General features: G+C 39.2%; 20 protein-coding genes. 10 read left to right on the plus strand and 10 right to left on the minus strand.

Features of this window, described 5'->3' with window-relative positions; translation table 11 throughout:
- Positions 1 to 22 precede the first annotated feature (22 nt).
- From NYE61_RS11445 to NYE61_RS11470, 6 genes are all read right to left on the minus strand, one after another.
- Positions 23 to 895: a metal ABC transporter permease gene (locus tag NYE61_RS11445; protein WP_095312070.1), complete on the minus strand. Its 873-nt coding sequence runs from the start codon at positions 893 to 895 to the stop codon at positions 23 to 25.
- A gap of 4 nt (positions 896 to 899) precedes the next feature.
- A complete protein-coding gene (locus NYE61_RS11450; protein WP_095312068.1) occupies positions 900 to 1,811 on the minus strand; it encodes a metal ABC transporter permease in 912 nt (303 codons plus the stop codon).
- The gene (locus NYE61_RS11455) at positions 1,789 to 2,550 is read right to left on the minus strand and encodes a metal ABC transporter ATP-binding protein (protein ID WP_118889243.1); all 762 of its coding nucleotides are present in this window, start codon (positions 2,548 to 2,550) and stop codon (positions 1,789 to 1,791) included. The genes NYE61_RS11450 and NYE61_RS11455 overlap by 23 nt, the downstream gene beginning before the upstream one ends.
- A gap of 1 nt (position 2,551) precedes the next feature.
- On the minus strand, positions 2,552 to 3,505 hold the full coding sequence (locus NYE61_RS11460; protein WP_095312063.1) for a zinc ABC transporter substrate-binding protein: 954 nt from the start codon (positions 3,503 to 3,505) through the stop codon (positions 2,552 to 2,554).
- Positions 3,506 to 3,986: 481 nt separating this feature from the next.
- A complete protein-coding gene (gene aroD, locus NYE61_RS11465) occupies positions 3,987 to 4,751 on the minus strand; it encodes a type I 3-dehydroquinate dehydratase (protein WP_303448290.1) in 765 nt (254 codons plus the stop codon).
- Between the two features lie 56 nt (positions 4,752 to 4,807).
- Complete coding sequence (locus NYE61_RS11470; RefSeq protein WP_303448288.1) at positions 4,808 to 5,338, minus strand: NUDIX domain-containing protein; 531 nt, start codon at positions 5,336 to 5,338, stop codon at positions 4,808 to 4,810.
- 231 nt (positions 5,339 to 5,569) lie between these two features.
- On the opposite strand from NYE61_RS11470, the gene NYE61_RS11475 reads away from it, so the two are divergent.
- From NYE61_RS11475 to NYE61_RS11490, 4 genes are all read left to right on the plus strand, one after another.
- Positions 5,570 to 5,767, plus strand: coding sequence for a hypothetical protein (locus NYE61_RS11475; protein WP_095312057.1), 198 nt, complete (start codon positions 5,570 to 5,572; stop codon positions 5,765 to 5,767).
- A gap of 87 nt (positions 5,768 to 5,854) precedes the next feature.
- Positions 5,855 to 6,463, plus strand: coding sequence for a TetR/AcrR family transcriptional regulator (locus NYE61_RS11480; RefSeq protein WP_118889248.1), 609 nt, complete (start codon positions 5,855 to 5,857; stop codon positions 6,461 to 6,463).
- Between the two features lie 159 nt (positions 6,464 to 6,622).
- On the plus strand, positions 6,623 to 7,564 hold the full coding sequence (locus NYE61_RS11485; protein WP_303448286.1) for an ATP-binding cassette domain-containing protein: 942 nt from the start codon (positions 6,623 to 6,625) through the stop codon (positions 7,562 to 7,564).
- Entirely contained in the window at positions 7,557 to 8,330 is a 774-nt protein-coding gene (locus tag NYE61_RS11490) for an ABC transporter permease (protein ID WP_303448285.1), read from the plus strand. Before NYE61_RS11485 ends, NYE61_RS11490 begins: the two co-directional genes overlap by 8 nt.
- 53 nt (positions 8,331 to 8,383) lie before the next feature.
- Here NYE61_RS11490 and NYE61_RS11495 read toward each other — a convergent pair whose 3' ends face one another.
- Positions 8,384 to 8,650: a hypothetical protein gene (locus NYE61_RS11495; RefSeq protein WP_303448284.1), complete on the minus strand. Its 267-nt coding sequence runs from the start codon at positions 8,648 to 8,650 to the stop codon at positions 8,384 to 8,386.
- 130 nt (positions 8,651 to 8,780) lie between these two features.
- Here NYE61_RS11495 and NYE61_RS11500 point away from each other — a divergent pair, with 130 nt between their 5' ends.
- On the plus strand, positions 8,781 to 9,263 hold the full coding sequence (locus tag NYE61_RS11500) for a hypothetical protein (protein ID WP_339315513.1): 483 nt from the start codon (positions 8,781 to 8,783) through the stop codon (positions 9,261 to 9,263).
- 76 nt (positions 9,264 to 9,339) lie between these two features.
- Here the strand turns inward: NYE61_RS11500 and NYE61_RS11505 are convergent, their stop codons facing one another.
- The 3 genes from NYE61_RS11505 to uvrA form a co-directional block, all read right to left on the minus strand.
- Positions 9,340 to 11,076 carry an ABC transporter ATP-binding protein gene (locus NYE61_RS11505; RefSeq protein WP_095312045.1) on the minus strand — a complete coding sequence of 579 codons (1,737 nt, stop codon included), beginning with the start codon at positions 11,074 to 11,076 and terminating at the stop codon, positions 9,340 to 9,342.
- A gap of 354 nt (positions 11,077 to 11,430) precedes the next feature.
- Positions 11,431 to 12,198, minus strand: a complete 768-nt coding sequence (locus tag NYE61_RS11510; RefSeq protein ID WP_303448283.1) for a MerR family transcriptional regulator — start codon at positions 12,196 to 12,198, stop codon at positions 11,431 to 11,433.
- A 131-nt stretch (positions 12,199 to 12,329) separates the two neighbouring features.
- Positions 12,330 to 14,786 (minus strand): excinuclease ABC subunit UvrA, encoded by a 2,457-nt coding sequence (uvrA, locus tag NYE61_RS11515; RefSeq protein ID WP_303448282.1) that lies wholly within the window; start codon positions 14,784 to 14,786, stop codon positions 12,330 to 12,332.
- Between the two features lie 473 nt (positions 14,787 to 15,259).
- Here uvrA and NYE61_RS11520 point away from each other — a divergent pair, with 473 nt between their 5' ends.
- The 5 genes from NYE61_RS11520 (at position 15,260) to NYE61_RS11540 (ending at position 20,209) form a co-directional block, all read left to right on the plus strand.
- Positions 15,260 to 15,982: a MerR family transcriptional regulator gene (locus NYE61_RS11520; protein WP_339315516.1), complete on the plus strand. Its 723-nt coding sequence runs from the start codon at positions 15,260 to 15,262 to the stop codon at positions 15,980 to 15,982.
- A 426-nt stretch (positions 15,983 to 16,408) separates the two neighbouring features.
- Positions 16,409 to 17,341 carry a glucose-1-phosphate thymidylyltransferase RfbA gene (gene rfbA / locus NYE61_RS11525; protein WP_303448280.1) on the plus strand — a complete coding sequence of 311 codons (933 nt, stop codon included), beginning with the start codon at positions 16,409 to 16,411 and terminating at the stop codon, positions 17,339 to 17,341.
- A complete protein-coding gene (rfbB, locus tag NYE61_RS11530; RefSeq protein WP_303448279.1) occupies positions 17,334 to 18,374 on the plus strand; it encodes a dTDP-glucose 4,6-dehydratase in 1,041 nt (346 codons plus the stop codon). Before rfbA ends, rfbB begins: the two co-directional genes overlap by 8 nt.
- Positions 18,347 to 19,363 carry a glycosyltransferase family 2 protein gene (locus tag NYE61_RS11535; RefSeq protein WP_303448278.1) on the plus strand — a complete coding sequence of 339 codons (1,017 nt, stop codon included), beginning with the start codon at positions 18,347 to 18,349 and terminating at the stop codon, positions 19,361 to 19,363. The genes rfbB and NYE61_RS11535 overlap by 28 nt, the downstream gene beginning before the upstream one ends.
- Before the next feature lie 159 nt (positions 19,364 to 19,522).
- Positions 19,523 to 20,209 (plus strand): GNAT family N-acetyltransferase, encoded by a 687-nt coding sequence (locus NYE61_RS11540; RefSeq protein ID WP_303448275.1) that lies wholly within the window; start codon positions 19,523 to 19,525, stop codon positions 20,207 to 20,209.
- Positions 20,210 to 20,212: the final 3 nt, after the last annotated feature.

A 20,212-nucleotide genomic window follows, 5' to 3' on the forward strand; every position in this document is an offset into this window, starting at 1 on the left:
TGCCCTAAAAGGTGCACCTCTTTTACATTGTTTCAGCTGGCCGCACGCGTTTTGCGATCAAGCCATGTTTCGGTGAAAAAATAAAGCTTATCATAAATACCAAGCCAGTTGCGAATGCCATAGAGCCTGAAATCGATGTATCAATCCAGGCTGCAATATAGTAACCGGTCACTGCGGAAACTACCCCAAATGAGCCACTGAGCACAAGCATGAACGAAAGCTTATCTGTCCATAAATAAGCAGAGGCAGCAGGTGTAATGAGCATCGCAACAACCATAATCGCCCCCACAGCATCAAATGAAGCAACCGTTGTGACGGATACAAGGCCCATAAAAAGATAATGCATGAGTATTACTGGTATCCCAAGGCTTGCCGCTAAGGCTGGATCAAAGGATGTGATTTTCCATTCTTTATAAAAAGCGATGATAAAAAAGAGAATAACTGCTAGCACTAGCAATAACAACGCTGTCGCTTCGGGAATTGCGCCAATAAATGGTAATGTAATCATATGAAACGGAATAAATGTAATTTCACCCATTAACGCATGCTGTACATCTAGGTGTGCATTTCCAACTGAAGTAGCAATTAATATTACACCAATTGCAAATAAAGTTGTAAAAACAATTCCCATTGCTGCATCATGCTGTACCCGCAATGAATGCAGCCATTGTACTAGAAAAGCTGTAAAAACCCCTGCCAATATCCCTCCAATTAGCATCGCTGTCCCACTAACTTCACGTGTAACAATATAGGCAATTACAATCCCTAATAAAACTGTGTGACTAATTGCATCTGCCATCATCGCTGTCTTCCTTAATATAAGAAAAACACCAATCACACCACAGGAAAGTCCTACCAGAGCAGCAGTTAAAATAATCCATGCTGTATATGTCATTTCCTCACCCCTCCTGCTTCAGTGTTTGAGTATTTGATTGCTGATTCCTTTGGTGCAACTTAAATTGCAAATAATGGATTAGTATACCTTTTTCTTTCCCAAAGATGAGCGATACAACAAAAAATCCAGCACCTACCACTACAATAAACGGACCAGTAGGCAGTCCGCTTCCTAAAGCACTGATTAATGTACCTGCTGCTCCCGCTAGTCCACCAAATATAGCAGACAACAGAATCATTATCTTAAAGGACTGTGTCCAATAGCGAGCACTTACTGCTGGAATAATTAACATCGCCGCCATTAAAATAACACCAACAGCTTGAATCCCAATTACAATGGTTGTAACCAGCACTGCCGTATACAATGTATTCATGCCTTTAAGTGATAGTCCAATTCCTTTAGCGAACTGCCCGTCAAAGAGATAAAGCTTCCATTCTTTAAATCCAATAAATACAATAAAAACAACAATGAGCGCTAATACCAGCATCGTTATAACATCTGTTCGAACCATCGCTGCAGCCTGCCCATAAATAAAGCCGTCTAACCCACTCTGGTTTCCCCCAGCAGACCGGTTAGCTATTGTTAAAAGCATGATACCAAAGCCGTAGAAGATAGCTAAAACCATTCCCATTGCGGAATCCTCCGAAATCCGACTCGCTGTCGTAATCCATTGGATTAAAAATGCACCAATTAAAGCGCTGATTGCAGCTCCAATAATAAGTATAAGCAGATTTTTCTCACCAATAAGGAGAAAGGCAATAACGACTCCTGGCAATGCAGCATGTGATAATGCATCACTCATCAGATTTTGTCTTTTCCAATAAGCCATACAACCAATTGTCCCAGCAGCAATACCTAGGGTCATCGTACTCAATAGAACCCACCCTGTATTACTATTCAATAGAATGGACAGCATGACGTTGTTCCTCTCCCATCCAGCGCATATTTCCTCCATAGGTATTGGCGATATTTTCTCTTGTAAAAATCTGCTCTGTTTTTCCATGTTTAATGACGGTACGATTTAGTAATAAAACATGATCAAAGTAATCTTCTACCGTTTGCAAATCATGATGTACAACCATAACGGTCTTACCAATTGCTTTCAGCTCTTTTAAAATTGTCATGATTGCTCGCTCTGTAGCAGCATCTACACCAGCAAGCGGTTCGTCCATGAAATAAAAGTCAGCATCCTGTACTAAAGCTCGGGCTAAAAAGACGCGTTGTTGCTGACCACCAGAAAGCTGGCTAATTTGCCGATTCGCATAATCTGCCATCCCCATTTTGTCCAATGCCTCATATGCTCTTTCTTTATGCAAACGGGATGGTCTCCTCAGCCATCCAATTTGACCATACAGTCCCATTGTCACGACATCAAGTGCATCCGTTGGAAAATCCCAGTCGACAGAACCTCGTTGCGGCACATACCCAATCCGTTTTTTGGCTTTTATAAATGGAAGACCGAAAAATTTTACAGATCCTGTCAATGAGGGATGAAGATTTAATATCGTTTTTAATAGTGTTGATTTCCCCGCTCCATTCGGTCCAACAATTCCTGTTAAGGAACCGCCGTTCACTTCAAAATTAATATCGTGAAGGACCGTGTTTTTCCGGTATGAAGCGGATAAATTTTCTACCTGTAAAATTGGTGTTGCCACGTTACTCAGCTCCTCCAGTTAATGCATCATAAATTGTATTCATATTATGACGGTACATTCCAATATATGTGCCCTCTTCACTTCCAGGTGAACCCATTGCATCAGAGAATAGTTCTCCACCTAACTCAACGTCTACCCCTTCACTTTTAGCACCTTCGATTACAGCCTCAATAGAACTTGAATTAATACTGCTCTCTACGAATATAGCAGGAACCTGATATTCTTTAATAGTTGCAATTGTATCGTTAATATCAGAAATCCCAATTTCATCTTCCGTACTCAAACCTTGAAGACCTATTACCTCCATGTCATGCATTCTACCAAAATACCCGAATGCATCATGTGCTGTCACAAGAACGCGTCCACTTTCCGGAATATCCGCTAGCTTCTCCGCTTCTTGCTTTAATTCTTCCAATTCAGCAAAATATTGCGTTTTATTTTCCTCAAAGTAATCCGCATCCTCTGGTGAGTATGCCTTCAGCTCTTCTACCGCAGCATCCAGCGCCGCTTCCCATAAATCTAGATCAAACCAGATATGTGGATCAATCGCACCGTCCTCATCATGTAATAAAGCATCTTCTGAAAGACTATCTCCAATTGCCAGAACTGGTTTAGAATCACCGATCGAGTCAAATACTTTTACCATGTTCACTTCTAAATTCAAGCCATTATAAAAAATAACCTCTGCTTCATCCACCTTTGCAATATCGCTTTGTGTTGGGTTATATAGATGCGGATCCACTGATGGTCCCATTAGACTTTCAACTTCTACACGATCTCCCCCTATTTCGGATAATGGTTCTCCTATCTGAGCAATCGTTGTTAGAACCTTTATCTTTTCCTCTCCTGATCCATTTGTTTCACCTGACGCTCCACCATCCGAATTACATGCAGCAAGCAGAATAATCATCGCAAATAGTGCAAGACCCCATATCTTTTGAGTAAATCCTCCCATTTTGTATCCTCCCCTTTATTTTTACCTAGGTAAACTTTATTTGTTATTTATAAATTTAATCTTATTATTAGCTATTGTCAAGTGTTTTTGTGATAGTATATTATTTTTCCTTAAGGAAACTTTTATAGGTAATATGTTTATATGATCCAATCGCCCAATTGGTGACTTCGCTGTCGCCTTAGGGAACCTGGAACGAAGGTCTGCCACGGTGCGATAGTAATTTTGTTCAGAACAAAAGCGCAAGCGCCCGGTTAGCGACGTACGGACTGGACTGAGCCGTAGGAGATAAAGGAAACACGGCGACCGCAGGGAGTCGATGTTGACTTATCGTACGGAGGTGAGGGAAGTCTCGCTAGTCGCTGGGCGCTGGAGCTGGACGTAGCCGTTTAGGTAACTAAGTTATCCACAGCATTCAAATTTTATAGTGTCCTGCAATATAAAAAAACTCTTTCCTTAAATCGAAAAGAGTTTTTATTACAAACTATAAATTTTTATGAATGACATTTAATATCAATCGTAATTCATGAATTGCAATCTGCCCGGGTGCAGATGCCTTTTCTGCTGCTCCAAATGTGATTGCAGAACCGAATAATTCTCCTGCCAAGCGGCTAATTACTCCATTTCCTGCCATCGACATCGTAATAATTGGCCGATTCGCGTAACATTCCTTCATTTCGTTAGTCGCTTCTAATAAAATTAAGACATCTCTAGCGTTTTTCGGCATTACTGCAATTTTAGGAAGATCTCCTCCGAGCTCCTGCGCTCTTTTTAGGCGATTTACAATTTCTTCTTTTGGTGGCGTTTTTTCAAAATCATGGTTGGAAAGAATAACATAAACTTGATTTTCATGTGCACTATGTATAAGCGTTTTCACAGTTTGTTCATCATTATACAACTCAACATCAACAATATCGATTAGTCCCGTTTCAATTATTGTTTTATTTAATGCTATGTAAGCGCCAGATGATAGTTCCTTTTCTCCGCCCTCTTTTGCACTACGAAACGTAAAGATTAAAGGAATATCTTTTAATCTTTCTCGAATATCGATTAGTACCGATTTAACTTGCTCAATGTCTTCTACCATCTCCAAAAAATCAACACGCCATTCCACTAAATCCACATCCAAAGACATTAAGAGCTTTGTCTCTTCAATTAATTCTACATGCGTTTTACCAACTAATGGAACACAAATTTTCGGAGCACCTTCTCCGATTGTTAGATGCTTTATGGATAATGTATGAGACATGAATACCAACCCCTTTTCAGCTTTAGTACATGCATTACGCATTTTTACTCTTTCTACTAGGAGCCTAATCTTTGATTGTGCGCTCCCAAGTTGAATCTCATATCAAACAATAATGCAATTAGCGGCTCATGATAAGGAATAAATAAGCCTTCTGAAATCATATTGATGATCTCATTTTTCGACGCCCACCTTACCTGTTTCACTTCTTCAGTCGGCAGTGTAAGGTTTTTGATGTTTAAATCGGTTTCAATAAGGTAATAATCATCAAATCCATATTCAAAGTTTACAGTTAGAGAAGGACGCATATTTTGAAGGTCAAGGGTATAACCAATTTCTTCTTTTACTTCTCTTTCCGCAGCTCGTTGACTCGTTTCACCTGTTATCGCACTGCCTCCTACGGTAATATCCCACATGTCCTTCCAATCTTCCTTATTGGGGTGTCGCTGTTGAATCAGCATTTCTCCAAGTTGATTAAATAGACAGACATGAATCACTAAATGGTACGCATCTTGTCCGAATGTATCCCCACGATTCATTTGCTTATCTGTCAGCTTTCTGTCCTTGTCGTAAACATCCCACGTCTCCATAATTTCACTCCTTCATCCTAACTTTACTATTCCGAATTTGACGAATTGAGGCAACCCCATCAGCTGATTCATGTTATATTAAGCATAGAATCCGTTCTTAAAAAGTATGGTTAACCATGAAAAATCTTTATGCACTTAGACGTAGTATAGCATATTGAAAGTATATCTGAAGATGTTCATTCGTTGAACCTTCTTTTCCATTAACAGATAGTAAGGGGGGCTAGTTCATATATGTTAAAGCGATTATTTGATTGGATGACCGTTATCGGATTAATACTGTTACTTGGTCGAATTCTAACAGCAATCTTCCTCTTTTTAGATATTCCGTTTACGAGCTTCTTTCAAGACTATAGCATTATTTCGGTTATCATTTTAATTATCGGTCTTGTTGGTCAGCAAGCCGTCAAGGATCGCAAAACAAAGCGCTGAGTTAGGCTAAGCAAAAACAGTTCTGCTTAGTCTTTTTACTGCGATGTGGTAAAATCATGATACCAATACTTTAGGGAGCTGATAGGTATGGCGCCTTTAAACGAAGACCAATTAGAAAATATCCGAAATGAACGTAAAATACAAATTATGCGAGCTGCGCTTAGAGTCTTTGCAGCAAATGGCTTTAAACTAACAAAAATCAGTTTAATTGCAAAGGAAGCTGGAATTAGTCACGGCTTAGTTTATCACTATTTTAAATCCAAGGAAGAAGTGTTATACGAAAGTCTGGAATGGGCAATGGAGTTAAATGAAACGAAGAAATATCTTAACAAGCTATCTGAGATGGCGATTACTCCGACAGAAAAAATACGTGACTTTACAAAATTCGCCCTCTCATCAAGCAAGTATGAAAGCAGTGATATATTTCGTATTATTCAACACCTAGAGCATACAGAAGGTGTTCCTACTCATATACTAGATTTCACAAAAAAAGTTGGGATGATGTATATTGAATTTTTTATTCCCATTTTTATTGAAGGACAAGCAGCTGGCGAAATCATTCAAGAAGATCCGGAAGAGCTGGTTGGATTATTTCTAACCATTATTTCTGGGGTAATAGCAGATGACCCCGATTATTGGCAGGAAAATATGGACCGTAAAATCGCTATTTTCTTGCGGATGATTACGACACGTTAACCCCTTATTCATCTCCCCTCCATTTGACATCAAAATTTATTGTTGACAAACGAGGGGATTCATTATACTTTTATATTGACTGGTTTAATCAATCAAAGAACCAGTCAATATTTTTGACTTTAAATTGACTGATTAAGTCAATCAATAAGGGGTGATAAAATGAAGGGTGACATTATTTCTGTTCAAAACTTAAAGAAATCCTATGGAAAACACATTGTTTTAGATGGCCTAAATTTTAAAGTAGAGCGGGGATCAATATTTGCATTGCTTGGGGAAAATGGCACTGGTAAGACCACAACTGTACGTATTTTAGCAACATTAATCCAAGCCGATAGTGGTATTGCTACAATCGCTGGATACAATACCCATCGTGAACCTGAATCTGTGAGACAGCAGATTAGTTTGACAGGTCAGTATGCTTCAGTAGATGAATTGCTGACAGGTGAAGAAAACCTAATGATGATGGGGCGTTTAAATCACTTGAATCGTGATGCGGTGAAGAAGCGTACATCCGAACTGCTAAAACAATTCGAGTTAGTAAATGCCGCAAAAAAAAGTGTAAAAACCTATTCCGGCGGGATGCGTAGAAGGCTTGATATTGCAATTAGCCTGCTTGTCTCTCCGCAAGTTATTTTCCTAGATGAGCCTACAACAGGACTAGACCCACGCAGCCGGAGGAATATGTGGAACCTGATTCAACAGCTTTCCGAGGACGGCGTAACTATCTTTTTAACGACCCAATACTTGGAGGAAGCTGATCAGCTTGCGGATAAAATTGCTGTTATTGATAATGGAAAGATCGTAGAAGAAGGAACTGCTGAAGAACTAAAGCGAATGATTGGTGATGAAAAGCTAGAATTAACCTTTGATGATTTGGAGGTATTTCAACTCGCTTCAAAACTTTTACAAGCGCAAGCAAATGAAAAAGAGCATAGTATTTCCATTCAAAACGGTTCACCAGAAAATTTGCGCAATCTACTCAACACATTACATGAGCATGGAATCGAACCTAGCTCCATCAACTTCCGCAAACCAACACTTGATGATGTTTTTATAGATATAACAAGTCGAAAAAGAAGGGGGCGATCCGTCCATGCGTAAATCAAAACTTTATTGGGCACTATCAGATGGCTGGACAATGTCACAGCGAAGCTTAAAGCATATTTTCCGTGAACCAGAGTCCCTATTAATGGCTATCGGGCTACCAGTCGCGATCATGGTCATGTTTGTCTACATTTTTGGGGGAGCTATTGAGACTGGAACAGAATATGTTAATTATGTTGTTCCAGGAGTAATTATCACATGTGCAGGATTTGGAAGTTCGCTTATAGCAATAAGTGTTACACAGGACATGGTCGGTGGTTTATTTGAGCGTCTTCGCAGCATGTCTCTTCTCCCTTCTTCCTTGATGGTCGGTCACGTTACTGGAGGGTTCGTTCGTAATGCGATTGCTACAACTGTCATCTTTCTTGTTGCAATGCTCATAGGATTTCGACCGAATGCTGGATTTACAGAATGGCTTGGTATTATTGGCCTGTTGTCTCTATTTATGTTCTCTCTCAACTGGCTATTTGTAGCCATTGGTTTAATCACAAAAAGCGTAGAAACAGCAAATGCAGCTACATTTCCGATGCTATTCCTGCCATATGTTAGTAGTGCTTTTGTACCTACAGAGACAATGCCTACTTGGCTCCACACTTTCGCAGACAACCAGCCGATGACTCCACTGATTGAAACGCTACGAGGACTTCTTATCGGAACACCAATTGGTAACAATGCTTGGTTCACAATTCTTTGGTTTGGATCTCTATTGATAATAAGCTTCATCCTTTCTGTAGCTATTTTTAAACGAAGGAAAAAAGAATAGTTTGTTGGAACAGAATGGGAGCTTGACTACTCACCTCTCATTCTGTTAAATGATCAACCTTTCATCCGAAGCACCTGATAATACGTAAAGAAGACTGAAGCAAGACCAACTCCTAGAAAGATGCTTCCGATAACCAAAAAGTTCGTCGTATTAGATTTCATCTTAAATTCGTAAATAAAGGTGTCAGCACTACCTTGAGCTGCTAGCCAACTATCCGCTATAACCGTCCCAATTGATCCACTAAATAAAATGATGACAATGCCACAAGTAGCTGACAAAGCACTTAATGTCATGAAGGCCTTTAATTTTTCATGGTTCATTTTATACATCCCCCCATTACCGTACAAGTCTATATAAATCACCTAATCTTAATATAAACTAATTTAAAATAAAAGCACGGTTTAAAAACGAAAAAATCGGATATTAGTCTAGTGTAGAAATGGAGCTGAGATGATGTTCGAATGGAATGATTTAATAACTGCATTTTGGGCTTTCTTTGTATTGCTTCCTTTAGTATCATTGATTCACCAATTAGGTCATTATTTAATGGCACTTTTATTTGGAGGGAGATCCGAAATAATTCTAGGTAGAGGAAAATTGTTATTCAAACTAGGCACCATTCAAGTGAATCGATATTATTTTTTAGATTCTTATTGTCATTATGAATCCTTAAAAAAAAATACGCGTTTAACACATATTCTCGTTCATGCTGGAGGAGTATTATTAAACCTAATTTCTATTCTCTTAGTCAATCTGTTTATTATAATAGGCTGGTTGCCTGAGGCACAATTTTTCTATCAGTTTGGTTACTTTACTATATACTATATGTTCTTTTCACTTTTCCCTGTGCAATACTCTGAAAAGCACGCCAGTGATGGAAAACAAATTATTAATATTGTACGGAATTACTCACCATCTAATGTTTTTGATTAAGTTTCAACTTATAACACGTAAATAAATGTAATCAAAAAACCACTGGTCCTACTTGAACCAGTGGTTTTCTTACTTTCTACGTCAGCTGCTGCTCCGCAAATTCACGATAAAGCGAATGCGATGCTGTTAATTCCTGATGTGTACCCATTCCTGTTACTTGCCCTTTTTCAATAAAAATAATCTTATCTGCATCAACAATTGTTGATAACCTGTGGGCAATGACGAATGTTGTACGGCCTTCCATTAATCGTGTTAACGCTTCTTGGACAGCATGCTCTGATTGGCTATCTAAGCTCGCCGTTGCTTCATCTAGCATTAAAATCTTAGGATCACGCAAGAAAGCTCTGGCGATATTAATTCGCTGCCGCTGTCCACCAGATAATTTCACACCGCGCTCCCCTACTTCTGTGTCCAAGCCTTTTGCAAATGTTTCAATAAATTGATCGGCATAAGCCATTTTGGCAACTTCCCATAAACGCTCCTCGGAAATATCCGTTGCATCACTTAGTCCATAAGTTAAATTCTCCCGGATTGTTCCAGCCATCATGGCACTTTCCTGTGAAACATAACCAATTTGGCTGCGCCATGATGCAAGTGACAATTCTTGGATTGGCGTATCGCCAATTCGTACCTCTCCTGTTGTTGGCTCATAATATCGTTCAATTAATCCGAATAAGGTCGTCTTCCCTCCACCACTCGGACCCGCAAAAGCGATCATTTCACCCGGAAGTGCCTCGAAAGTAACATTTTTAATAACCGGTTCGTCATCACTATATGCAAATGACACGTTCGAAACAGCGATCGGTTGGTTCGCAATATCTTTATCTTTACCTTCTTGACCGGCTTCCTCTGGAATTTCCAAAATCTCAATAATCCGCTCCGTAGCACCTTTTGCCTTTTGCAATTCTGTGAAAAACATTGCAAAAGTCGTAATTGGAAAAATGATTTGGAATAAATACAGTAAAAACGCAACAAGTGAACCTGTGGACATCGTTCCTTCTGCAACACGGATTCCACCATAACCAATAATGACAACAATAACGAACATGACAATGGTATACATGAATGGTCCGATTAAAGCAAAGATACGAGCCTCTTTCAGTCCATAGCTTAATAGTTTTCCAATTCCAGTAATTCCTTTTGTTGCTTCAGCTTGTTCCGCTGTAGATGCCTTCATTAAACGGATTTCACTGATTGTTTGTTGAATTTTACCATTAAAGGTTGCAGTCTCATCCTGCAAGTTCTTTGAGATCTTTGCCATCCTAGTACCTAAAGGAATCATGATTGCTACGGTAACTGGAACAGCGATAAGCATCATTAATGTCATTTTCCAGTCCATAATAAATAAAATTACTACTGCACCAATAATCGAAATAAGACCAGTAATAAATTGCGGGAAATGCTGTGATATTAAATCTTTCACAATCCCTGTATCATTAATGACGCGACTAACAGATTCCCCACTTGCTTGTTTATCAAAATAGCTAACTGGCAAACGGATCAGCTTGAGCCACATCATCTGACGCAGTCTTGCAACGATTTTTTGTCCAACTGCAGCGAGTAAATAGGTGGATAGCCCATCGATTACTGCTTGAATAATAAACACCGCAAGAATAGCAATAACGAGTGTTGCGCTTAGCGAAGCGACAGAGAAGCCATCTACTAGCTCTCTCGTTAATATCGGAATAGTCAATCCGACAAGTGTTGTAATCAGACTCCCAATTAGACCGAATGTTAATGCTGCTTTTGGGATTTTTGCAGAAACAATTAAAGATATAAACGGTTTAATTCCATTTTTTTGTGATTTTTCCATTTGAAAACTCCTGTCATTGCATTTTAATTATAAACGGGGAAAAGCCCCCTTAGTCCCCCTACTATTGTACCATTCAATACTATAGCACAGACTCTGCAATCCTGCTTTTATAACAAATTACTTTCTTTTTTTTCTAAAATAGAAATATAGCAATCTGATTTTATACTGTTTTTTATCCCTTTTAATAAAGTGAAACTTCATTCCGTGGGGCCCTTTTGCCCCCACGGAGTGTTAGCTGGGCAGAATCAGGAATTTACGGACTGTTTTCCGCCATCTTCACACGTTTTGGTTGCCTTCGGTTTAGGGATGGGGGTATTACAGACCGTTAATACGTGACAAATCGAAACAGCATTTCTATTCCAACCCTGCTTCTTTCATATAATATTCCATCGCTTGATTAAGCCATTTCTGTTCATCTTCTGTGAAAGGAGAAGGAGCTAGATTTTCTAACTCTTGAATATCCAGTTCTTCTACTTCAGCATCGGCTAGCTGCTGCACTAAATCATCACCAAGAAATTCAAATGAAGCTTCTATAAAGGCTTTAATCATTTTTTGCACTTCTTGATCCTGTATAGGTTTTCCATATAATTTTTTAACCTCTTTAGCCATCTGTATAAAGGTTTTATCTAAGGTGATTTTCTCCTTTTCCGTTTTCTTGGACAACTTCTCAACCACTACCGTAAGATTGTGCCTTTCCAGCCATTCATTCTGTATACTTTCCGTTTGCATACTATGAATAAGGCTGAATAAAATGGCACTATCCACTCCTCCTTCTTCTTCAAGTACCTTAATGACCCTCTGAATAGTTGTCATGGACTGCTCGATTCGCTCTTTATCTTTTTTTAATACTTCTAACTGAAGGGCTAATGTCTCATTTAAGTCAACAGTAATAATCGATTGATGTAATAAATTCGTGATTTTTTCTAAGCTGTAACCTAGAAACTTTAGACTGACAATTTTTTGCAGGGTAAGAATATCTTGATGTTTGTATATACGGTGACCCGATGATGGATGTTTTTCAGGTTGTAAAAGACCGATTTCATCATAGTAATGTAACGTACGAATCGATACCCCTGTCTTTTCTGAAAACTCTCCAATGGAATACCTGTTAATTTCCCCCATAACAATTCCTCCCTCATATAAACATATTCTTATTATAAGACCTCACGTAACTGGAGGTTCAAGAGCGAATCGGAAAAAATCTATATAAGTTTACAATGGAGAAACTACTTTCAATTTTGTCGTTAGCATCTTTACAAAAATGCTGCTGTATGAGATTTTTCTACTTTTGAAATCGATTCAGGTGTTCCCTCAGCTACAAGTAGTCCACCAGCATTACCACCTTCCGGACCAAGATCAATCACCCAGTCTGATTCACGAATAACATCACTATTATGCTCCACAATAATGACCGTGTTCCCGGCGTCTACAAGCCGGTTTAATAAAAGCAGCAGTCTTTTAACATCACTGGGGTGCAAGCCTGTCGATGGCTCGTCCAATAGGTAGAGTGTCGATTTATTCGACGGTTTATTTAATTCCTTTGCCAGTTTGAGTCGTTGTCCTTCCCCACCAGATAGTGTTTTAACGGATTGGCCCCAATTTAAATAGCCGAGTCCAATTTCACATAAAAGCTGTGTTACTTGGAATATCTTCTTTTGCCCTTCAAAAAGTGGCAAACTCTCTTCAATCGACATATCAAGCAGCTGCGTAATTGAATAGCCTTTATATGTTACTTCTAATATGGTTTCTTTAAATCTGTTGCCACGGCATACTGGACATTGTACCTCAAGGTCTGGAAGGAAATGCATATTGGTTGTTACAAATCCAAGTCCTTGGCAATGTTCACATCTTCCGCCAACTGTATTGAATGAAAAATCTTTTGGCTTAAGCTTTCTTTCCTTGGCTTCCGGTAAGCTTGCAAAAAGGTTGCGTAATGGTGTAAAGACGTCTGTATACGTAGCAATATTGGAACGCTGCATTCGACTAAGCGGTGATTGATTCACCGTGATGACTCGTTCAATATTCTCATGACCAGAAACTTTCTGACAGCCGTTATATACACCCGTTTCAAATGAAGCAAGCAAGTCAAAGACTAACGTTGATTTCCCAGATCCCGATACACCTGTTACAGAGACAAATTTACCTAAGGGAAAGGATACAGTAATATCTTTTAAATTATGTTTTGTCGCATGATGAACTGTTAAATACTGTCCTGTTCCTTCACGACGTTGCCTTGCTTCTTGACGACCTTCTTTTAGGTAAGCCCCAGTAATTGACTTCTCTTGACTCATTAGCTCCTCTAAGCTGCCTTCACCAACTACGGTTCCACCACGGTTGCCAGCACCAGGTCCCATATCAATAATATGGTCAGCTTCACGCATCACATCTGCATCATGCTCGATTACAAGAACGGTATTTCCTAAATCACGTAACTGTTTCATTACACGTACGAGACCTTTTGTATCCTTTGGATGCAGCCCAGCTGTCGGTTCATCTAGAATGTAAAGTACACCAGTTAATCCAGAACCAATAATCGAGGCCAATCGAAGTCGCTGCGCTTCCCCACCTGATAGCGATATCGTTTGGCGATCTAATGATAAATAGCCTAAACCAACATTAATAATTCGGGTAACCTTCTCGATCAAGTCTAGTAAAAATGTTTCTACAACCTCTTCTGCTTCGCGGGATAGCGATGCATGAAGATCCGTTAACCATGTTTGCATATCTTCTAAAGGAAAACTTGATACATTCGTGATCGATGTATTTGCTACAAGCACTTCTCTCATCTCTTTCTTTAGCCTTTTCCCCTTACAGTCTGGACATTGATTCGAAAAGAACAACTCGGCTTCTCCTGAATTTCCACCCTTTTCAATGTACCTTCTCCACATTCCAGTTAGAACACCCTCGAATTTCCCTTTAGCAACGGTTTTTGGTGGCTTTACATCCGGAAAGTGAGTAGTGAACTTCTCATCTTCTACTCCGTAATAGAGTAAATCACGAGCGACATCATCCAATTCTTTTAAGGCTGAGTTTTCATCTAAAGTGATTCCATAATAAGCAGCAGCATTTTTTACGATATCTCTTAGATAATCTCCATATGCCCCTGTCCAAATTTTAACTCCACCCTCTTTTAAGCTAAGCTCCTGATCAAATACCGAGTCGAGATGAATTTCAGAAACTTTACCAAGACCATCACATGTCTCACAAGCACCCTCCGGCTTATTATAAGAGAAATGAGACCGTGTTAATTTCTCCAAGCGATGATCACAATGCGGACAATGAATAAATTGCTTAAACCCTGTTTCTTCGTTATATTCTTCTTTATCGATAGTTGGTAAAATCATATATTGGCAATTCTGGCAAGGGCGCTCTCCTAACTTTTCGTAAATCAGGCGCAGGTAGGTATACATATCTGTTACGGTTCCAACGGTTGAGCGAGGGTTTCGATTCGTGACATGCTGTCCAACACTGATTGATGGGGAAAGCCCAATCATAGAGTCGACTTTCGGTTTACTTATTCCGTCTGTAACCATTCCCATTGATTCCATGTATTGTCGTTGGCATTCCCGTTGGAGCGTGTCCAATGCCAGTGTAGATTTTCCTGACCCGGAAGGACCAGTTAAAACAACAAACTTGTGCTTTGGAATATCCAATGAAATATTTTTCAGGTTGTGCTCACGCGCACCTTTTATACGTATCGATTCGTTCAAATTCATTCCTCCTATTCATTTGCGTTACAGTATGTGTTCAAAAGGAGGATAAAAAGGACCAAGAAGTTCGAGGCGGCGTAGCTTTGAGTAGCGGAACGTATGGGTTTAATACGTGAGCAGACGTTCTTGCACGCAGGAAAAGCGTTTTTTCTTTTCCAAGGAACGGAAAAGCAAGCCAACGAGCTTCCGCAGGATGTGGTGACTTCGATGTTCGACACAGGACGTGTCGGTATTTAATCGAAGGTCTACTGTTCTTGATGTGTCATTTTTACCGGACTTTTTGAACAACCTCTTACAGTACTATTGTATAACATTAATGCAATTGATAAGGTTATAGTAAATAACAACTGATACATCACGTTATTTTTAAATTAATCCGTCATGGTACTTGAAGGTTCTTTTACATGGATTTATACTTTTCTGGAACGTCGGAATTGGTCTTTAAATTAGGATGGGATAAGGGTGATTTTTTTATGATTAAACCAATTGAGATTGCAAAGAAATTAGGTATTAGTACAAGTGCATTGCGTCATTACGAATCGTGGGGTATTGTCCCACCTCCAGAACGTTCAGCTAATGGCTATCGCATATATACAGAGGAACACGTCGCTTACTTTGAATGTATACGGGCGATGAATTCAGGTTTTGGTATGCATCTAATACGTCAAATTATGCCACTTATTCAAGAAAATAAACTAACGGAAGCGCTATGGATTGTAAATGAAGCTCAAGCAAAGCAACATCAGGAAAAGCTCAAAGCAGAGCAGGCACTGCAAGCTTTAGAGTTGGAAGAGCTTGAGCATTTCTCTACTCGGCTAACGAAGGAATTTTATTCTATACGTGAGGTTGCAGATAAAATTGATGTGCCTACCTCTACACTCAGGCATTGGGAAAAGGAAAAATTAATTACTCCTAAACGAGATCCTGAGAATGGTTATCGAATCTATAGCCGCTCTGACATACGAAAGCTATTAATTATTCGCACGATACGTTCGGCTGTTTTTTATTTAGATATTGTTCGCGATGTTGTGAATGAAATCGATCATGATAATCTTGCACATGCTAGAAAACTAGCAAAGGACTCTCTTGTTTATATGGATTATTTAATTATGGAACGGCTTCGTGGTGGATATTATCTGTATAAATTATATGAGAAAGTAAAGCCCTCTCCAATTAAAAGAGACTCACCCTGTTGAAGGTGATCTCTTTTTTTTATGCTTTTGAGGAGTGGTAGGGTTGTCTGTTTGGTTAGGATGTAATCAATGGGCTGTATGTCTGGGTAGTGCTTTACGACATAGGGATGGTGCTTTATTTCTTAGAGATAGTGCCTTATTTTTGCGAATGGTGCTTTATTTTATAGAGATGGTGTCTTATTTTTGCGAATGGTGCTTTATTTTATAAAGATGGTGTCTTATTTCTGTGGTTAGTGCTTTATTTTATAGAGATAGTGTCTTATTTCTGTAGATAGTGCTATATGTCAAAGCATGACATCAAATTGTAATCACAGTGTAAGATTATTTTTTTGTGGGGAGGGCATAGATTAGAAGCAACTATTTTAATGAACAGGGAACTCTTATTAGTTCGTTTCATAGGATGCACTGCTTTTAAGGGAGTGATTTGGAATGAAAGGGATTATTTTAGCTGGAGGTAGTGGTACTAGGCTATACCCGAGTACGAATTCAGTAAACAAGCATCTATTAGCTATTTACGATAAGCCGATGATTTATTATCCATTATCGGTTCTTATGCTCGGCGGTATTAGAGAAATTATGATTATCAGTACACCAGAAGATATTGGTAGGTTCGAAGAGATGCTTGGTGATGGATCTGCGTTTGGTATTCAGATTGAATATGAAGTACAACGCGAGCCAAAGGGTATTCCACAAGCATTGACAATCGCAGAGGAGTTTATTGCAGACGATAAGGTAACACTCATTCTTGCCGATAATATTTTCTTTGGGCATGGGTTTACGACATTGTTCCGAAAAGCAATTAAAAATCACCGACACGCAACTGTTTTCGGGTATCGTGTAAAGGACCCTGAGCGTTTTGGTGTCGTTGACTTTGACCATCATCAAAGAGTCATTTCAATAGAAGAAAAGCCGGAGCATCCAAAATCGGATTTCGCTGTTACCGGACTATATATTTACGATCAGCAGGCTATTAAATTAGCAAAAAAGCTGAAACCCTCCAAACGTGGCGAGTTAGAAATCACAGACTTAAACAAACAGTATTTAATGCGAAACCAGTTAGATGTAGAATTACTTGGAAGAGGTTTTACATGGATGGACGCTGGAACCCACGAATCTCTATTTGAAGCTACTGAATTTATCCGAATCACCCAAAAGCGTCAAGGATTCAAACTAGCTTGTATTGAGGAGATTGCCTATTACCTTGGCTATATTTCAAAACAAGCACTCTATGAAAAAGGTAAAGCCATGGAAAAAAACGATTATGGCCAGTATTTACTCGAAATTGCTGACCGCAAATATACACAGCAATATTGGGATTCGATTGAACATCATCCAATGTTAGGACTGGTGCAAAATGAATAAGCTAAAGCAAACGATACTCATTACAGGCGGAGCTGGGTTTATTGGCTCTAATTTCATAACTTATTTTATGAAAAAGTATCCTAACAGAAAGATTCTAAATATAGACAAACTTACCTATGCAGGCAAGACAGACAATTTAACTGAAGTGGAAAACCTTGAAAACTATCATTTTATTCATGGCGACATTACGGATGATAATCTTGTTAACCAGTTATTTCAGGAACATGATATTACCGGAATTATCAATTTCGCAGCAGAGTCGCATGTTGACCGATCAATTAATGATGCCAAAGCATTTGGCCATTCTAATATTCTTGGAACACTGACACTTCTGCAAGCAGCACAATTAGACTGGGAGAAAAAAGGAGAACTAAGCAATCGACGCTTCCATCAAATTTCTACGGATGAAGTATATGGCTCCTTAGATAGTGAAGGTGTCTTTTCAGAGGAGACTCCTTATGATCCACGTAATCCTTATAGTGCTTCCAAAGCAAGTGCAAACTTACTTGCAAGAAGCTTCGGGTATACGTATGGCATGAATGTTGTTATCTCCTCTAGTTCCAATAACTATGGACCAAAACAGCATGAGGAAAAGCTAATCCCAACGATTATTTCAAACGCTTTAGCGGGAAAGTCAATTCCAATCTATGGTGATGGAAAAAATATTCGCGATTGGCTCTATGTAATGGATCACTGCAAAGCTATAGATTTAATCTTCCACTATGGACAAACTCAAGCCACATATAATGTTGGTGGAAGCAATGAAAAAACGAATATCGAGATAGCAGCACAGGTGTGCGAAATACTTGATGAACTAGCATACAATAAAAGATCAGCACTTTCTATCGATAGCTTTAAAGACTTAATTACGTTTACTGAAGACCGTAGAGGCCATGACCGACGATATGCTGTCGATGCTTCTAAACTTACAAATGAACTGGGCTGGAAACCAACCGAGGACTTTACAGAAGGACTTCGGAAAACAGTGGAAGGCTATGTACAAAAATGGAAGCAAACAAGCCTGATCCATTAATTTCTGTTGTCATTCCTGTTTATGGTTGTGAGACCTGTTTAATTGAGCTTTGCAATCGAATAAAAAATACCGTTACAGCTATTCCAGCCCAATACGAAATTATTCTTGTAAACGATGCAAGCCCCGACAATGCTTGGGAGAGAATTAAACAGTTAAGTGAACAGGATAAACAGATTAAAGGAATTGATTTTGCACGAAACTTTGGACAACATCATGCCATTACTGCTGGTCTTGATTACGCGAATGGCGACTGGGTTGTCGTGATGGATTGTGATCTTCAGGATCGACCAGAAGAAATTGCTAAATTATATGCGAAAGCACTGGATGGCTATGAAGTTGTTTTCGGCAAGCGAATGGAACGCCAAGACAACTGGTGGAAGAAAAAGTCATCACAAGCCTTTTACCGGGTCTATGACTATTTCACAAATAGCAATTCCGACTATATGGCGGCTAATTTCAGCATTAATGCGAAAAAAGTTGTTATGGGATTCCGGCAGATGCGTGAGCAAAATCGCTTCTTCCCCTTATTTATTCAATGGATGGGATATAAAACCATTCATATTCCCATCGAACATGATGCAAGAAAAGAAGGAAAGTCGTCTTATAATTTGAAGAAGCTTATCAACTTAGCAACCGATGCGATCATATCGCAGTCAAATAAGCCGCTGCGCTTGTCGATTCAATTTGGGTTTATACTTGCTGTTGCATCTTTTCTTTATGGTTTGTACTTATTTATACGCTACTTCTTTCTTGATGTACCTGTTCCAGGATGGACAAGTGTTATGGTATCCCTATTCTTTATTGGGGGACTAATCTTCTTCAACTTTGGCATCCTTGGACTTTATATCGGGAAAATTTTTAATGAAGTAAAAGGACGGCCATTATACTTAATTCGAGAAACGACTGATGATAACAGCACAAAAGCGCAAGCGCCCGGGTTGCGACGTACGGACTGGACTGAGCCGCAGGAGATAAAGGAAACACGATGAGCGAAAGCGAATCGATGTTGACTTATCGTACGGAGGTGAGGGAAGTCTCGCTAGTCGCTGGGCGCTGGAGCTGGACGTGGCTATTTCGGCAACTGAATTATATACAACATTCAATTTTATTATTTGCTAGAACATGGGAAATCGGAGCTGATTAGAACAATGGAAAATTACTTACAATCTACTCCCTGGGACAAACGGAGTTTTATTATTGATACGTACGAAGTAACCTCCAGTTCAGAGGAGGCATTAAAACAAACGAATAACATAGAAGGTCATTTCACATTAAAAGTCGATCCGTTGGAGAACACGGAAAACCTAAAGAAATATGGATTTTATTATGCGGATACACTTACAGAACCAATATGCAAGGCAGAGAACTTTGAACCGTATGAACAGCAAGGAATTGAAATGTCACGTCAGTATGAACGAGATGAAATTTTAGAAATCGCGGAAGAAGCGTTTAAAGGCGGACGTTTCCATCGTGACTTTAACATTCCGAACCATATGGCAGATAAACGCTACATGAATTGGGTGCATGATCTGATCGAAAAGGACCTTATTATAGCACTTATCTATGAAGGGAAAACTGCCGGGTTTTATGCTTATGAAAATGATAAAATACTGCTTCTGGCTATGTCTAAAAACTATCGCGGAAAAGGGCTTGCCAAGGCCTTTACAAGCTATTGTGTTCAAGAGCAATTCGCCATGGGCCACTCAGAATTAAAAACATCCATCTCACCGTCTAACGTCGCATCTTTAAACGTATTTATTAGTTTAGGATTCCGGCTACGCAAATCAACCGATGTGTACCATAAATTAAATGGTTCCATTCCGTATGGAGGCTGACAA

The sequence above is a fragment of the Oceanobacillus sp. FSL W7-1304 genome, from assembly GCF_037969805.1.
In the GTDB taxonomy this organism is placed as follows: domain Bacteria; phylum Bacillota; class Bacilli; order Bacillales; family Amphibacillaceae; genus Oceanobacillus; species Oceanobacillus profundus.

Coding starts and splice junctions, on each gene's coding strand:
- NYE61_RS11445 (WP_095312070.1), bottom strand. CDS start 895: ATGACATATACAGCATGGATTATTTTAACTGCTGCTCTGGTAGGACTT.
- NYE61_RS11450 (WP_095312068.1), bottom strand. CDS start 1,811: ATGCTGTCCATTCTATTGAATAGTAATACAGGGTGGGTTCTATTGAGT.
- NYE61_RS11460 (WP_095312063.1), bottom strand. CDS start 3,505: ATGGGAGGATTTACTCAAAAGATATGGGGTCTTGCACTATTTGCGATG.
- aroD (WP_303448290.1), bottom strand. CDS start 4,751: ATGTCTCATACATTATCCATAAAGCATCTAACAATCGGAGAAGGTGCT.
- NYE61_RS11470 (WP_303448288.1), bottom strand. CDS start 5,338: ATGGAGACGTGGGATGTTTACGACAAGGACAGAAAGCTGACAGATAAG.
- NYE61_RS11475 (WP_095312057.1), top strand. CDS start 5,570: ATGTTAAAGCGATTATTTGATTGGATGACCGTTATCGGATTAATACTG.
- NYE61_RS11480 (WP_118889248.1), top strand. CDS start 5,855: ATGGCGCCTTTAAACGAAGACCAATTAGAAAATATCCGAAATGAACGT.
- NYE61_RS11485 (WP_303448286.1), top strand. CDS start 6,623: ATGAAGGGTGACATTATTTCTGTTCAAAACTTAAAGAAATCCTATGGA.
- NYE61_RS11490 (WP_303448285.1), top strand. CDS start 7,557: ATGCGTAAATCAAAACTTTATTGGGCACTATCAGATGGCTGGACAATG.
- NYE61_RS11495 (WP_303448284.1), bottom strand. CDS start 8,650: ATGAACCATGAAAAATTAAAGGCCTTCATGACATTAAGTGCTTTGTCA.
- NYE61_RS11500 (WP_339315513.1), top strand. CDS start 8,781: ATGATGTTCGAATGGAATGATTTAATAACTGCATTTTGGGCTTTCTTT.
- NYE61_RS11505 (WP_095312045.1), bottom strand. CDS start 11,076: ATGGAAAAATCACAAAAAAATGGAATTAAACCGTTTATATCTTTAATT.
- NYE61_RS11510 (WP_303448283.1), bottom strand. CDS start 12,198: ATGGGGGAAATTAACAGGTATTCCATTGGAGAGTTTTCAGAAAAGACA.
- NYE61_RS11520 (WP_339315516.1), top strand. CDS start 15,260: ATGATTAAACCAATTGAGATTGCAAAGAAATTAGGTATTAGTACAAGT.
- rfbA (WP_303448280.1), top strand. CDS start 16,409: ATGAAAGGGATTATTTTAGCTGGAGGTAGTGGTACTAGGCTATACCCG.
- rfbB (WP_303448279.1), top strand. CDS start 17,334: ATGAATAAGCTAAAGCAAACGATACTCATTACAGGCGGAGCTGGGTTT.
- NYE61_RS11535 (WP_303448278.1), top strand. CDS start 18,347: ATGGAAGCAAACAAGCCTGATCCATTAATTTCTGTTGTCATTCCTGTT.
- NYE61_RS11540 (WP_303448275.1), top strand. CDS start 19,523: ATGGAAAATTACTTACAATCTACTCCCTGGGACAAACGGAGTTTTATT.